At 64.7% G+C, this 13,972-nt stretch carries 13 protein-coding genes; 7 read left to right on the top strand and 6 right to left on the bottom strand.

The window, feature by feature from the left end:
* Positions 1-25: 25 nt before the first annotated feature.
* Both purD and phaR read right to left on the bottom strand, forming a co-directional pair.
* Positions 26-1,309, bottom strand: coding sequence for a phosphoribosylamine--glycine ligase (gene purD / locus NFH98_RS03730; RefSeq protein WP_045992121.1), 1,284 nt, complete (start codon positions 1,307-1,309; stop codon positions 26-28).
* A gap of 102 nt (positions 1,310-1,411) precedes the next feature.
* A complete protein-coding gene (phaR, locus tag NFH98_RS03725) occupies positions 1,412-1,885 on the bottom strand; it encodes a polyhydroxyalkanoate synthesis repressor PhaR (protein ID WP_045992122.1) in 474 nt (157 codons plus the stop codon).
* Positions 1,886-2,004: 119 nt separating this feature from the next.
* Here phaR and NFH98_RS03720 point away from each other — a divergent pair, with 119 nt between their 5' ends.
* Positions 2,005-2,718 carry a 16S rRNA (uracil(1498)-N(3))-methyltransferase gene (locus NFH98_RS03720; protein ID WP_045992123.1) on the top strand — a complete coding sequence of 238 codons (714 nt, stop codon included), beginning with the start codon at positions 2,005-2,007 and terminating at the stop codon, positions 2,716-2,718.
* Between the two features lie 182 nt (positions 2,719-2,900).
* Here NFH98_RS03720 and rloA3 read toward each other — a convergent pair whose 3' ends face one another.
* The 3 genes from rloA3 to NFH98_RS03705 form a co-directional block, all read right to left on the bottom strand.
* A complete protein-coding gene (rloA3, locus tag NFH98_RS03715; protein WP_045992177.1) occupies positions 2,901-3,479 on the bottom strand; it encodes a retropepsin-like aspartic peptidase RloA3 in 579 nt (192 codons plus the stop codon).
* A gap of 138 nt (positions 3,480-3,617) precedes the next feature.
* Positions 3,618-4,916, bottom strand: a complete 1,299-nt coding sequence (locus tag NFH98_RS03710) for a lytic murein transglycosylase (protein WP_349622237.1) — start codon at positions 4,914-4,916, stop codon at positions 3,618-3,620.
* Positions 4,917-5,120: 204 nt separating this feature from the next.
* Positions 5,121-6,422, bottom strand: a complete 1,302-nt coding sequence (locus tag NFH98_RS03705) for a DASH family cryptochrome (protein WP_349622236.1) — start codon at positions 6,420-6,422, stop codon at positions 5,121-5,123.
* Between the two features lie 320 nt (positions 6,423-6,742).
* Here NFH98_RS03705 and NFH98_RS03700 point away from each other — a divergent pair, with 320 nt between their 5' ends.
* The 6 genes from NFH98_RS03700 to NFH98_RS03675 are packed head-to-tail and all read left to right on the top strand — an operon-like array spanning position 6,743 to position 12,605.
* Positions 6,743-9,595: a monovalent cation/H+ antiporter subunit A gene (locus NFH98_RS03700; protein ID WP_349622235.1), complete on the top strand. Its 2,853-nt coding sequence runs from the start codon at positions 6,743-6,745 to the stop codon at positions 9,593-9,595.
* 1 nt (position 9,596) lies between these two features.
* Positions 9,597-9,941 (top strand): Na+/H+ antiporter subunit C, encoded by a 345-nt coding sequence (locus NFH98_RS03695; protein ID WP_045992127.1) that lies wholly within the window; start codon positions 9,597-9,599, stop codon positions 9,939-9,941.
* A complete protein-coding gene (locus NFH98_RS03690; RefSeq protein WP_108448056.1) occupies positions 9,938-11,446 on the top strand; it encodes a monovalent cation/H+ antiporter subunit D in 1,509 nt (502 codons plus the stop codon). The genes NFH98_RS03695 and NFH98_RS03690 overlap by 4 nt, the downstream gene beginning before the upstream one ends.
* Positions 11,443-11,943 carry a Na+/H+ antiporter subunit E gene (locus tag NFH98_RS03685; RefSeq protein ID WP_045992129.1) on the top strand — a complete coding sequence of 167 codons (501 nt, stop codon included), beginning with the start codon at positions 11,443-11,445 and terminating at the stop codon, positions 11,941-11,943. The genes NFH98_RS03690 and NFH98_RS03685 overlap by 4 nt, the downstream gene beginning before the upstream one ends.
* A complete protein-coding gene (locus NFH98_RS03680; protein WP_045992130.1) occupies positions 11,937-12,206 on the top strand; it encodes a K+/H+ antiporter subunit F in 270 nt (89 codons plus the stop codon). Before NFH98_RS03685 ends, NFH98_RS03680 begins: the two co-directional genes overlap by 7 nt.
* A gap of 15 nt (positions 12,207-12,221) precedes the next feature.
* The gene (locus NFH98_RS03675; RefSeq protein ID WP_045992131.1) at positions 12,222-12,605 is read left to right on the top strand and encodes a Na+/H+ antiporter subunit G; all 384 of its coding nucleotides are present in this window, start codon (positions 12,222-12,224) and stop codon (positions 12,603-12,605) included.
* Positions 12,606-12,832: 227 nt separating this feature from the next.
* On the opposite strand, the gene hemH is transcribed toward NFH98_RS03675, so the two are convergent.
* Positions 12,833-13,903 (bottom strand): ferrochelatase, encoded by a 1,071-nt coding sequence (hemH, locus tag NFH98_RS03670; RefSeq protein WP_124802770.1) that lies wholly within the window; start codon positions 13,901-13,903, stop codon positions 12,833-12,835.
* Positions 13,904-13,972: the final 69 nt, after the last annotated feature.

Raw genomic sequence — 13,972 nt, 5'->3', positions numbered from 1 at the left:
GGCAAGCCAGACCGGTACCCGACGATCAGGACTGCCGGGCCATGGCGCGGTGGGCGATGTCCGAACGCCAGAAGGCGCCTTCGAAACTCACCGTCTTGACCCCGCGGTAGGCCAGCTCCCGAGCCTCGCCAAGATCCTGACCGAGGGCGGTCACGCACAACACTCGTCCGCCGGAGGTGACCACCTGGCCATCCTTTTCCGCGGTGCCGGCGTGGAAGACCTTGACGCCCAGGGCCTCGGCACTGTCGCCTCCGCTGATCACGTCGCCCTTGCGGTAGCTGCCGGGGTAGCCTTCGGCGGCCATCACCACACCGATGGCCGGACGCGGGTCCCAGCGGCAATCGTGACCGGACAGGCGACCCTCGGCGCCGGCCAGACACAGCTCGGCCAGATCGCTCTGCAGGCGCATCATGATCGGCTGGGTTTCGGGGTCGCCGAAGCGGCAGTTGTACTCGATCACCTTGGGTTCACCCGCGTCGGTGATCATCAGCCCGGCGTAGAGGAAGCCGGTATAAGGATGCCCTTCGTCGGCCATGCCACGCACCGTGGGGCGAATCACCTCGTCCATGATGCGCTGGTAGACGCTGTCGGTGACCACAGGTGCTGGCGAATAGGCGCCCATGCCGCCGGTGTTGGGGCCGGTGTCGCCCTCGCCCACCCGCTTGTGGTCCTGGCTGGTGGCCATGGGCACGATGGACTCGCCATCCACCATGACGATAAAGCTGGCTTCCTCACCTTCGAGGAATTCCTCGATCACGACACGAGCACCGGCATCACCGAAGGCGTTGTCTTCGAGCATGTCGCGAACCGCCGCCTCGGCCTCGGCCTCGGTCATGGCCACGATGACGCCCTTGCCCGCCGCCAGGCCGTCGGCCTTGATGACGATGGGTGCGCCCTTGTCCCGCAGATAGGCCAGCGCCGGTTCCACGGCGGTGAAGGTGCTGTAGTCAGCGGTGGGAATGGCGTGGCGAGCCAGAAAGTCCTTGGTAAAGGACTTGGACCCCTCGAGCTGGGCAGCGCCCTGGGTCGGGCCGAAGATCGCGAGCCCGGCGTCACGAAAACGATCCACCACTCCCTCGACCAGCGGCGCCTCGGGGCCCACGATGGTCAGGCCGACGCTCTCGCGCCGGGCAAAGTCCACCAGCCCGTCGAGGTCGGATACCGCGATATCGACGTTGGTCAGTCCCGCCTCCCGTGCGGTGCCGGCATTGCCTGGCGCCACGAAGACCGAGGAGACGCTGGACGACTGGGCGACCTTCCAGGCCAGGGCATGTTCGCGGCCACCGCCGCCGATGATCAGGACCTTCATCCGCTCAACTACCTTTCGAGTACCAAATGAGGCGGCATTATGGCAGAAAAAGCCCGCTCTCGCCCTCCTGGCCTCTCTCCATCAGAGCCGGGCGTGGGAGGGTCAGGAGGAACGCTCGTCGTCATCCTTGGTGGTCCCGCCCTGGCTGGTTCCGCCCTGGCTGATGGTGTTCTGCCAGAAACGCATGTTTTCCTCGGCCAGCTCGCGCATCAGCTCCATCGGCGAATGCCGCATGGCCTGCTGCCACTGATCCTGCATCTTCTTCTGCTGCTCCATCATCAACCGGGTGCCCTGCTCCAGGTAGCGCGCCAGGGGCAGCGGCTGAGACATGGCGTACACCCGAATCAGCTGTTGCAGCAGGTCATTGGAGAACACCTCGGCGTCGCTGTCGGCCTGCTCCTGCTCGATGATGATCGACAGCAGAATGGTACGCGTCAGGTCCTCGCCACTCTTGGCATCTTCCACACGGAAAGGCACTTCCTCGAGAATCAGGCTTCGTAGATCCTCGAGCGTTACATAGCGGCTCTGTTCGGTATCATAGAGCCGGCGATTGGCATACTTGCGAATCACGCGCACGGCGCTGCTCCTTTGTTCGTGGGAAGCCCAGGGACTGCAGCTGCAGATCCTCGGCTTCGTTCGCATCCATTTTGCACCGCGACACGGCCCTTGCAAGACAAACCGGTACTCGAGGCTCCATGAATCTGATACTTCTCACCCGGAACGACGTCGATGACGCCGGGTTGGCACGGGTCCGCGACCCCCGGCGCCTGGCCCACCTGCGCCAGGTCCACCGCGCCCGCCAGGGCGACGTGATGACCCTGGGACTGGAGAACGGCCCGCTGGGCCGCGGTCAGCTCGTGTCGCTGACCGACGATGAGGCCTGCTTCGACGTTTCCGGGCTCGATCAGGCTCCGCCCGCGGCGCTACCGGTGCACCTGGTGCTGGCGCTGCCTCGCCCACGCATGCTGGCAAGAAGCATAGAGCATGCCACCGCGCTGGGGGTGAAGCGCATCACGTTGCTGCATAGCCGCAGGGTGGAGAAGAGCTACTGGCAGTCCCCCGAACTCGATCCCGCCAAGATCCACCAGCACCTGGTGCTTGGCCTGGAGCAGGCCCGCGATACTGCGCTGCCGGTGGTGGACACGGCGCGGGGCTTTCGGCCCTTCGTCGAGGACCGTCTGCCGTCCCTGCTGGAAGGACGGCGGGGCCTGTTGGCGCACCCCGGGATGGCGACTGCCTGCCCTCGAGGCCTGACCGAGCCTGTGACCCTGCTGGTCGGCCCCGAGGGCGGCTTCATCGAATGGGAGGTGGAACAGATGCTGGCGGCAGGCTGCGAGGGCATCCACCTGGGCGAGCGCATCCTGCGGGTAGAAACCGCGGTGACCGCGCTACTGTCCAGGCTGTTCTAGGGCTTGTCTGAAAAGTGCCTGCGCTCGGTAATACGGCGTTAAAAATCGGATCAAAATGCTCATTTACACCCCGTAAACTGCGCTTTCTCACCGATTTTTGCCTTGTCTAACCTTCGCTCGTCGACTTTTCGGACAGCGCCTAGGCCAACCCTGTAGACCACACCAGCGGTGCCATCGACGTATCAGCTCTCGCTGTCCTCGTCATCGGCACCGTCATCCTTGTTGGTGCCGTACTCGCCCTCTCCCTCATGCTCGATGACCGGAGAGTTCTCGTCGCAACTCGGCTCGATCATGAAGGTCTCGCGCACGTCCAGCAGCCCGAGCTCACCGATGGTACGGCGACCCAGCAGCATCGGGTAGTTCATCTCTTCCCGGTTGCGCAGGCTGAACTGCTCCTCGTGGATGGTGTCCCCCATGCACACCTCCATCAACACCACCAGGCGCTCGTCGCGACCGCCGGCGCCGCGCACCGTCATGTCGCGATAGAGCGGGCGCTCGAGCTGCTTCTTGAAGGTTTCACCGGTCTCCTCGTCCTCGAGCTCGAGGGCGAAACGCACCCAGGGTTCGCCTTCCTTGTCGAAGCGCTCGATATCCCGGGCATCCAGCGAAGACGTCAGCGCCCCGCTGTCCAGCTTTGCCTTCACTTCGACGTCCCAGGGCTCCAGGGTCGCCATCTCGACCCAGCCAAAGACGTCAGGGCCGTCATCGGCCAGGGCGCCGCCGGCCGGCGCCATGCACAGGGGAAGCGCCGCCAGCGCCATCCGTCGGGCGGGGCCCGACAGCCATCGATTCCAGAGAGTCATCGTGCCATTTCCATGTGGAGGGCGTCCCGCCGGACGCCGATACGTCAGGCCCCTGAGTCAGGGGCCGCCTTGATGTTTTCAGGGCTGATTGATCGCTCAGTGGCTCAGGCGTTCGAGCAGGTTGAGCGTGGCGAAACCGTCGGGCACCAGCCCCTGGTCGCGCTGCCAGGCGCGCAACCCTGCCCGGGTATTGGGACCCATGATGCCGTCCGGGGTTCCCACCTCGTAGCCAAGCGCCTGAAGCCGCGACTGCAGCGTCTTCACCTGAGTACGAGAGAGCGGTTGCTCGTCACGAGGCCAGCCACCCTCGATGCCGGCGCGCCCAGCGATACGGTCGCTCAGCGAGGCCACCGCCAGGGCGTAGCTGGTGGCGTTGTTGTAGCGCAGAATGGCGCGGAAGTTCGGTCCCACCAGGAAAGCAGGACCACGCGCGCCGGCCGGAGTGATCACCGACGCCTCATCGAAGGCCGGCAGATCGCCACCGCCCAGCGGGCTCACACCCAGGCCGGCCCAAGCCGAAGCGCTCTTGCGGGTATCGAGCTCGGTCTGGGCGTAGTCGAACCCGGACGGCAGTTGCACCTCGACACCCCAGGGCTCGCCCTGACGCCAACCGGCACGATCCAGATAGTTGGCAGTCGACGCCATGACGTCGGGGATACTCGCCCAGATATCACGGCGACCGTCGCCGTCTCCGTCCTTGGCGTAGGCCACGAAACTGGAAGGAATGAACTGGGTGTGGCCCATCGCCCCCGCCCAGGAGCCCTTCATGCGCTGCGGTGTGATATCGCCGGCATCGATGATCTCGAGCGCTGCCATCAGTTCACCGCGTGCAAAGTCTCGGCGCCGACCGTCATAGGCCAGGGTCGCCAGTGCCTCCAGGGTCGAGAAGTCACCGAAGTTCTGGCCGTAGTTGCTCTCGATACCCCAGATGGCGGTAAGGACCTCGGCGGGCACACCGTAGTCGGCCTCGGCGCGGTCGGCCGCGGAGCGATTGGCGGCGAGCTTGTCACGCCCCTGGGTCACCCTGGCGTTGGAGACCGCGGTATCCAGGTATTGCCAGATCGGGCGCACGAACTCCGGCTGGGAGCCGTCGAGTTCGATCACCCGGGGACGGTAGCGCAGGCCATCCAGCGCGCGCGCCAGGGTCGCTTCGCTGATGCCTTCTGCACGCGCCTGATCACTAAAGCCGGCCAGCCACTGATCGAAGCTCTGGGGCTCGACTGCAGCGGCGGCAGGGGCGGCCTGCCCAGACGCTTCGCCACTGGCGCTGGCGGTGACGCTTGCACCAGCACTGGCATTGGTACCGGCCGCGGCATCGCCGGAGGGGGCGGCGGAGGTACTCTGGCAACCGGCCAGGGTCACCACGAGAAGGGCGGGGAACAATCGGGTCAGCATGATGAAGCAATCCTTGGCGATCAATATGCGGGCATGATGACCCAGGACCCGCTGTCATACCAGCCAGTCAGGACACCAGAGCATCGCAAGATGTGGCACCACTACCACCAAGGTGAGAGCCACCCGCAGGGGCAAGAGACCTCATACGGGAGGTCGAACAACGTGGTGAACTGGGCATCGCTCGTCCTTCCATACACCGGTGCCTCAATGCCCCAGTGCCTCGTAGGAAGACGGCTGCAAGCTCACCTCCTTCCAGTGGCGGACATAGCGTTCATCGGGGTCGTAGCGCCGGCTCTGTTCGTCGATATCGAAGATCCTGGGTTTGGCGTTGCGGCCCACTCCTGCGATGTACTTCCAGTTGCCCCAGTTGCTGGCAACGTCATGGTCGATCAGACAGCGTTCGAACCAGGCGGCGCCGTGGCGCCAGTCCTCCCCGAGATCGTGCACCAGGTAGCTGGCGACGAGCTGACGCGCTCGATTGGAGAGCCAGCCGCTGACCGACAACTCACGCATGGCTGCATCGATCAGCGGCTGCCCGGTAGCGCCCAGGCGCCAGCACTCGAATGCCTGCCCCGGCGATGATGGGGGATCGCCGAACAGCGCTTTGCCTTCCTGGCGTGCCACCCAGTGGAAGTACTCGCGCCATAACAACTCGTGATAGAAGTGGCGAGATGATGCGTTGGCACCCCGCCGGTCTTCCCATTCTCTCAGTGCTTCGAGGACCTGGGTCGCCGACACACAGCCAAGCGCCAGCCAGGGCGATAGACGGGACGAAAAGCCAGCGCCGATCAAACCATTGCGCGTCTGCTGATAGGTCGCCAGCAAATCGGACTCCCACACGACGTCGTCGAGACGCTGCCAGGCGGGCGCTTCACCGCCGACAAAGGCAAGCCCGGCGCTGTCGGGCACGTCGTTCAAGGCGTCCGCTTCGCGTGACAATCGCTGCAACGAGGGCAGTCCGCGCGGCGCTCGTTCCGGCCACGCCGGCTGCGTCGCCGGGGCCGGACGGCTGTGACTTCGAGGAGACGCCTCGCCGAGGCGACGCCGGAAAGCCGACCAGCTTGCCGGTACCTCATCCAACGTCATCGGCAACGTCTGCGACGTCCACAGCGTGCCCGTACCACGACGCTCCAGTCGACACTGCCTTGGCAGGCAGCGTGCCAGTCGCTCAAGCTGGTCGTCCCCGCCTGCTGCCTCGCTGGCCACCACCCGTGTCACCTGATACTGCTCGGCCAGCCGGGCGACCAGCGATACCGGCTCGTCCACCGCCACCAGCAGGTCGCTACCCTTCTTCAACAGCGTCCCACGCAACTCCTTGAGACACTGCCACAGAAAGCGCAGCCGACGAGCGCCGATACCGGCCACGCCGTCTGCCGATGTGCCATCAAGCAGCGCCTCGTCGATCACGAACACCACCAGGCGCTCGCTGACCGAGGGCGCGATGTCCAGCAAGGGGTTGTCGGCCAGCCGCAGTTCCCCACGCAACCACACCAGCTCTGTTTCCATGTCACGCTCCCGACAGGCCTGAGGATTCGCGGCACGCGCCCCGTGGGCACAGATCGTGCGCTACCGACGGAGGCATTGCCCTACTGCATAGCGATAATATATAGGCCTTGTACACTACATGTACAATTTTTAGAGCGCCTACGGCTATCACGTTGAATCCGCACGGGGCAGCGGTCCGTCCATCTTTCGGGTAAAGTGGGTCGGCGCTTCAGGGTGAGCTGATCAACACCCCTGGCGGTAGGCCAAGGCATTGTGAGGGCTCGTGTTTTCAGACCATCGCGGCGCTCACCACGTTCAAGGACAGGCAGGATGACCGACAGATGACTTTGCTATGGATTCCCTTGCTCCCCCTTCTCGGTGTGCTGGTCCCCGCATTGACCGGATCTAGAGGCCGCCCTCTTTGCACCCTCGCCACGGCGGTCCTTCCCGCCATTGCCCTGGCCATGACCCTGGCCCAGCTACCCGCCCTGGGTGCCGGGGATATCCCTCGGGTCTCCCTGAGCTGGGTGCCCCAACTGGGGCTGAACCTGGCCTTTCGCCTCGATGGCCTGTCACTGCTGTTCAATGTGCTGATCCTGGGCATCGGCCTGCTGATCATCCTGTACGCCCACTACTATCTCGACCCCAGCGAGAACTACGCCCGCTTTTACGCCTACCTGATCCTGTTCATGGCCTCCATGGTGGGCATCGCCATGGCCGACAACCTGCTGGTGCTGTGGTTCTTCTGGGAGTTGACCAGCCTGTCATCCTTCCTGCTGATCGGTTTCTGGTCACACCGCTCGGAGGCGCGCAAGGGCGCGCGCATGGCGATGACGGTCACCGGCGCCGGTGGCCTCGCCCTGCTGGCGGGCTTTCTGCTGCTGGGCGATATCGTCGGCAGTCTCGACATGCAGGTGGTGCTGGAAAGCGGCGAGACGATCCTGGCCGACCCGCGCTACCCGCTGATGCTGGTCCTGGTGCTGCTCGGCGCCTTCGCCAAGTCCGCCCAGTTCCCGTTCCACTTCTGGCTTCCCCATGCCATGGCGGCACCGACTCCGGTGTCTGCGTACCTGCACTCCGCCACCATGGTCAAGGCGGGGATCTTCCTGATGGCGCGCCTGCATCCCGCCATCGCCGGCAGCGAGCTGTGGTCGGCCATCGTGACCGTGATCGGTATCGTCACCATGGTGTATGCCGCCTGGTTTGCTCTGATCAAGGCGGATCTCAAGGGTATCCTGGCGTTCTCCACCGTCAGCCATCTGGGCCTGATCACCGTACTGCTGGGCATCGGCAGTCCCATGGCGGTCCTGGCGGCGCTGTTTCATATCCTCAACCACGCCACCTTCAAGGCCGCACTGTTCATGTGTTCGGGGATCATCGACCATGAGGCCGGCACCCGCGACCTGGCCCGGCTGGGCAAACTGGCCAAGGCGATGCCGGTCACCTGCGTGGTGATGAGCATCACCGGCGCCGCCATGGCGGGCGTGCCGCTGTTCAATGGCTTCATCTCCAAGGAAATGTTCTTCACCGAGGCCCTCGAGACCCACGCCTTCGGTGGCCTCAGCCTGGTGCTGCCGGTACTGGCCACCATTGGCGGCGTGCTGTCGGTGGCCTACTCCGCGCGGCTGGTCCACGCGGTGTTCTTCTCCCCTCCGCGCCACGCGCCGCCCAAGACGCCGCACGAGCCGCCCCATCTGATGCGGGCTCCGGCGGAGCTGTTGGCAGTGCTGTGTATCCTGGTCGGCCTGTTCCCGGCGCTGATGGCCACCTGGCTGATGGCGCCTGCGGTCGAGGCGGTGCTGCTCGAGCCGCTGGAGTTCCACCTGGCCCTGTGGCACGGCTTCAACCTGCCGCTGGCGATGAGCGCGGTGGCACTGGTCGCCGGCGTCATCACCTATATCCTGCATCGCAAGATTCGCCAGTTCGTGCGGGACTTCCCGCCGCGTGATGCCAGCCGTATCTTCGAGGGTGTCATCCAGTGCATCGGCGATCGCGCCGAGCGCATCACCGAATGCGTCGACAACGCCTCGCTGCAGCGCTTCATGACCCTGCTGCTGACCGCCTCCCTGGTGGTCGGCGCCATCGGTCTGGCCCAGATGGATACCCTGACCGGGGCCAAGGGCAACCAACCGGTGGACGGCGTGCTGCTGGTCGGCGCCCTGCTGCTGGTGTTCACCGGCATTGGCACCGCCATTACCCATCGCCATCGTCTGATCTCGCTGCTGATGCTGTCGGTGGTGGGCCTGCTGGTATCGCTGACCTTTGCCCGCTTCTCGGCACCGGACCTGGCGTTGACCCAGCTATCGGTCGAGGTGGTCACCATGATCCTGCTGATGCTGGCGCTGTTCTTCCTGCCCCAGAAGACCCCTCGGGAATCCACCCCGGCGCGGGCGCTGCGCGACCTGGTGCTGTGTACCGGTCTGGGCGGAGTGATCGCCGGACTCAACTACACCGTGCTGACCCGCGACACCGAAAGCATCTCGGACTTCTTCCTCGACAACAGCGTGCCCGGCGGCGGCGGCCACAATGTGGTCAATGTCATCCTGGTCGACTTCCGTGGCTTCGACACCCTGGGCGAGATCACGGTGCTGGCGATCGCCGGTCTCGCCATCTTCAAGCTGCTCAACCGTCTGCGCCTGTTCATGCCTCACAGCGACAGCGAGGGGCGCATCTGGGCGCCGGATCGCTACCCGATGATTCTGACCACCATCTCCCAGACGGTACTGCCGCTGGCACTGCTGGTGTCGGTATTCATCTTCCTGCGCGGCCACAACCAGCCCGGTGGCGGCTTTATCGCCGGCCTGATCACCGCGGTGGGATTGATCCTGGTGTACATGGCCCGGGGCGTTGCCTGGACCCAGAAGCGTCTCGACTTCCCCTACCAGCCGGTGGCGATCCTCGGCGTCGGTGTCGCCGCCCTGACTGGCTTCGGCAGCTGGCTGTTCGGCGCACCCTTCCTGACCTCGTCCTTCGGCCATTTCCATATCCCGCTGATCGGCGATATCGAACTGGCCACCGCGATGCTGTTCGATCTCGGTGTCTATCTGGCGGTGGTCGGTGCGACCCTGATGATCCTGGCCAACCTGGGCAAGGTGACCACCCCCCACCGTCCGGCCAAGGAAGACCATGACGCGACGGAACGCGGCCTGCACCGCACCGACGACCCCACCCCCGACGGCAAGGAGACCGTGTGACATGGAAATGCTCTATGCCATAACGACCGGCGTGCTCGCCGCCAGTGGCCTGTATCTGATGCTGCGCGGCCGAACCTTCCCAGTGGTGGTAGGTCTGACGCTTCTCTCCTACGCCACCAACCTCTTTCTGTTCTCCATGGGCGGACTGACCACCGGTGGTTCCGCCATCATCGACGGCAAGAGCGACTACAGCGATCCGCTGCCCCAGGCGCTGGTGCTGACCGCCATCGTCATTGGCTTCGCCATGACCGCCTTCGCGGTGATCCTGGCGATGCGTGCACGGGGCGACATGGGCAATGACCACGTGGACGGGCGCAAGGCCGAGGACAAGGAGGAGCGACGCTGATGTCCCACCTGATCGTGATGCCCATCGTGCTGCCGCTGGCAGCAGCGGTGGCGCTGCTGCTGACCCGATTCGGCAATGCCACGCTCAAGCGTGGTCTCGGCCTTGCCACCACCCTGGCGCTGCTGGTGATCAGCGTGATGCTGCTGCGCCAGGCGGCCAGCGGCGAGATCCAGTACTACGCCCTGGGCAACTGGCAGCCGCCCTTCGGCATCATCATGGTGCTGGACCGGCTATCGGCACTGATGCTGTTCGTGACCTCGATGCTGGCGGTTGGTGCGGTGCTGTTCGCCTGCGGCGGCGACGACGAGAAGGGCAGCAACTTCCACGGCCTGTTCCAGCTCCAACTGATGGGAATCAACGGCGCCTTCCTGACCGGCGACCTGTTCAACCTGTTCGTGTTCTTCGAGGTGCTGCTGCTGGCCTCCTACGCCCTGCTGGTCCACGGTGGTGGCAAGGCGCGCATCCAGTCGGCGGTGCACTACGCCGTGCTCAACCTGGCGGGATCGGCGCTGTTCCTGTTCGCCGTGGGTCTGCTGTACGGGGCCACCGGCACCCTCAACATGGCGGACATGGCCCAGGCGGTGAGTCAGCTGCCGGGAGAGCGTCAGGGCATGGTCGTCGCCGGCGCTCTGCTGCTGCTGGTGGTATTTGGCCTCAAGGCGGCGGTACTGCCACTGTATTTCTGGCTCCCGCGGGCCTACGCCAGCGCGCCGCCGCCGGTGGCCGCCCTGTTTGCGGTGATGACCAAGATCGGCGTCTACGCCATCCTGCGGGTCTACTGGCTGGTCTTCGGCGACCAGGCAGGCCCCCTGGAGGCGCTTGAGCAGAGCTGGGTGTGGTGGCTTTCGCTCGGCACCCTGGCGATTGCCGGTGTCGGCGTGCTGGCCGCCCGCGACCTGCGTCTGCTGGTGGCCTATCTGGTGCTGGTATCGGTGGGCACCCTGCTCGCCGGCGTCGGCATGCGCTCCCCCGAGGCGGTATCGGGCCTCCTGTTCTATCTGGTGCACACCACCCTGGTCACCGGCGGGCTGTTCCTGCTGGCGGACATGATCGGCGTCCAGCGTGGCAAGGCCGGTACCCGCCTGGTGCGCGGCCGGATACCGCGCAACGCCACGGCGCTGGGCCTGATGTTCCTGATCGGGTCCATGGCGGTGGCGGGCCTGCCTCCGCTGTCCGGGGCGCTGGGCAAGGTCATGCTGATGAACGCCGGCGACAGCGCCCAACGTCTCTGGTTCTGGCCTCTGCTGCTGGCCACCGGCCTGTGCGCCATCGTGGCGCTGTCGCGGGCAGGGTCCACCCTGTTCTGGCGCAGCCAGGCCAGCGATGACGGCGATTCGCTGTCCCCCTGGCAGTGGGCGGGCACCGGCTGGCTGCTGGCATCGTCGCCGTTGCTGGTGATCCTGGCCGGCCCCCTGGCCGGCTACACCGAGGCCACTGCAGAACAGTTGAGCGACCCGCAACCGATGATTCAGGCCGTTCTGATCGATCAGGGAGACGCCCAATGAACCGACGCACTCGCTCACTACTGCCGACACCGCTGCTCAGCCTGCTGCTGCTGGTCGTGTGGCTGTTGCTGGTCAACACGGTCTCGGTCGGTCACCTGCTGCTTGGCGGCTTTCTGGCCGTGCTCATCCCCTGGCTGACCTACCCCTTCTGGGACATGCAGCCCGGTGTAAAGAAGCCCTGGAAACTGCTGCGCTTCTTCTTCCGGGTGATCGGTGACATCGTGGTGGCCAACATGCAGGTGGCCTGGATCATCATCAATCCCTGGCGCCGCACTCGGCCCCACTTCGTCGAGTATCCGCTGATGCTCGAGGAGCGATTCACCATCACCCTGCTGGCCAGCACCATCACCCTGACCCCAGGAACGGTGTCGGCCAACCTGCGCATGGACGGCAAGACGCTGCTGATCCACGCTCTGGACGTGCGTGACGAACAGACCCTGATCCGCACCATCCGCGAACGCTACGAGCAGCCGCTGAAGGAGATCTTCGAATGCTAGACACCGCCTTGACCATCAGTTTGGCGCTGGTCTGCCTGGCGCTGCTGCTGAACCTGTTTCGCCTGACCGTGGGCCCGGACATGCCCGACAGGATCCTGGCGCTGGATACCATGTACGTGAACTCCATCGCCCTGATCATCCTGATGGGAGTGTGGCTCAACTCCAAGACCTACTTCGAAGCCGCTCTGCTGATCGCGCTGCTCGGCTTCATCAGCACCATTGCCGTCTGCAAGTATCTGCTGCGCGGCGATATCATCGAGTAACTTCGGGAGAATTCCATGTTCTACGTCATTCTCGAGGGGCTGATCTCGGTGCTGCTGATCGCCGGCGGGCTGTTTGCCTTCATCGGCTCGCTGGGCATGGCCCACCTGCGGGACTTCTACATGCGCCTGCACGGCCCGACCAAGGCCACCACCCTGGGCATGGGCTGCATCCTGTCCGGCTCCATGGTGTACTTCAGCGCCACCCAGGAAGGCACCCACCTGCAGGAGATGCTGATCACCCTGTTCCTGTTCATCACCGCCCCGGTAAGCGCCCACATGCTGGCCAAGACTGGCCTGCACCAGCGCCTCAAGTATCTGGACAAGACCCGCGGCAAGCCGCTCGAATTCCGTGAGGAAGAGGTTGGGGATAAGCCGGTGCCCCACCCCGACCGAGACTAAGGCTTGTTCGAAAAGTGCCTGCGCTCGGTAATACGGCGTTAAAAATCAGGTCAAAATGCTCATTTACACCTCGTAAACTGCGCTTTCTCACCGATTTTTGCCTTGTCTAACCATCGCTCGCCGGCTTTTCGTACAAAGCCTGGGCATCATGCAAGCCAGACACGAAACGGGCAGCCCATGGGCTGCCCGTTCTGTGTCTGGCTATCGTGGCGCGAAAGGCCGAGCGATCAGATCCAGCCGCCCAGTTCGCGCTTGACGATATCGGCCAGCACCGCGATATGGTCGTCGCGATCGTTGAGACACGGAATGTAGATGAAGTGCTCGCCGCCGGCCTCCATGAAGGCGTCGCGGATCTCTTCCTCGATCTCTTCCAGGGTCTCCACGCAGTCGGCGCTGAAGGCGGGGGACAGTACGGCGATACTCTTGTGACCCTGACGCGCCAGCTCCGCCACCTTGTCGACGGTGGCGGGGCCCACCCATTCTTCAGGCCCGAACTTGGACTGGAAGGCGGTAACCACCTCGTCCTCGGCCTGCCCCAGCCGTTCGCGCAGCAGTCGCGTGGTCTTCCTGCACTGACAGTAGTAGGGGTCGCCTTCCTCCAGAAAGCGCTTGGGTACGCCGTGATAGGACGCCACCACCACCGAGGGCTGGTGCGTCTCGTTCTCCAGGCGTTCGCTGACAGAGGCGGCCAGGGCCTCGATATAGCCCGGCTCGTCGAAGTAGGCCGGCACCGTTCGCACCGATGGCTGCCACTTGCGCTTCATCAGCTGGCGGAAGAACTGATCGCAGGCGGTGGCGGTGGTGGGTGAGCCGTACTGGGGATACAGCGGGAAGAACAGGATACGCCGACATCCCTTCTCCTCCAGCTCCTTGAGCGCCTTGTCGGTGGAGGGATTGCCGTAGCGCATGCCGAAGCTGACTTCGATATTGTCCCCCAGCTCAGCGCGCAGCCGCGTCGACAGCTTCTCGCTCTGGCTTCTGGTGATGGTCAGCAATGGACTCTCGTCCTTGTCGGTGTTCCAGATGCTGCGATAGGCCGCCCCGGAGGCAAATGGCCGGCGACTCAGGATGATCAACTGCAGCAGCGGCTGCCAGAGCCAGCGCGGATAGTCGACCACCCGCTGGTCCGACAGAAATTCGCTGAGATAGCGGCGCATGGACCAGTAGTCGGTATCGTCCGGCGTACCCAGGTTGGCGACCAGCACGCCGATCTTTTCACGTGCGACGGCGGGGTGGTCGACCGGCGCCTGCTCCGGGCGATGGGCCTCCACCACTGAGGGGGGAACGGACTGATCCATGAAGGTGACTTCCTCTTGGTAGCGAATGCACAAAGCCTATCACCGGTGGGTATCAGGCTCGAATGAAGT

This window comes from Halomonas sp. H33-56 (assembly GCF_040147035.1).
Classification (GTDB): Bacteria; Pseudomonadota; Gammaproteobacteria; order Pseudomonadales; family Halomonadaceae; genus Halomonas; species Halomonas litopenaei.
Note: the sequence above shows the minus strand (reverse complement) of the source record. Positions and strands in the feature narration are given on the sequence as shown.

Coding starts and splice junctions, on each gene's coding strand:
- NFH98_RS03685 (WP_045992129.1), top strand. CDS start 11,443: ATGAACCGACGCACTCGCTCACTACTGCCGACACCGCTGCTCAGCCTG.
- NFH98_RS03700 (WP_349622235.1), top strand. CDS start 6,743: ATGACTTTGCTATGGATTCCCTTGCTCCCCCTTCTCGGTGTGCTGGTC.
- rloA3 (WP_045992177.1), bottom strand. CDS start 3,479: ATGGCGCTGGCGGCGCTTCCCCTGTGCATGGCGCCGGCCGGCGGCGCC.
- NFH98_RS03705 (WP_349622236.1), bottom strand. CDS start 6,422: ATGGAAACAGAGCTGGTGTGGTTGCGTGGGGAACTGCGGCTGGCCGAC.
- hemH (WP_124802770.1), bottom strand. CDS start 13,903: ATGGATCAGTCCGTTCCCCCCTCAGTGGTGGAGGCCCATCGCCCGGAG.
- NFH98_RS03695 (WP_045992127.1), top strand. CDS start 9,597: ATGGAAATGCTCTATGCCATAACGACCGGCGTGCTCGCCGCCAGTGGC.
- NFH98_RS03675 (WP_045992131.1), top strand. CDS start 12,222: ATGTTCTACGTCATTCTCGAGGGGCTGATCTCGGTGCTGCTGATCGCC.
- NFH98_RS03680 (WP_045992130.1), top strand. CDS start 11,937: ATGCTAGACACCGCCTTGACCATCAGTTTGGCGCTGGTCTGCCTGGCG.
- NFH98_RS03710 (WP_349622237.1), bottom strand. CDS start 4,916: ATGCTGACCCGATTGTTCCCCGCCCTTCTCGTGGTGACCCTGGCCGGT.
- NFH98_RS03720 (WP_045992123.1), top strand. CDS start 2,005: ATGAATCTGATACTTCTCACCCGGAACGACGTCGATGACGCCGGGTTG.
- purD (WP_045992121.1), bottom strand. CDS start 1,309: ATGAAGGTCCTGATCATCGGCGGCGGTGGCCGCGAACATGCCCTGGCC.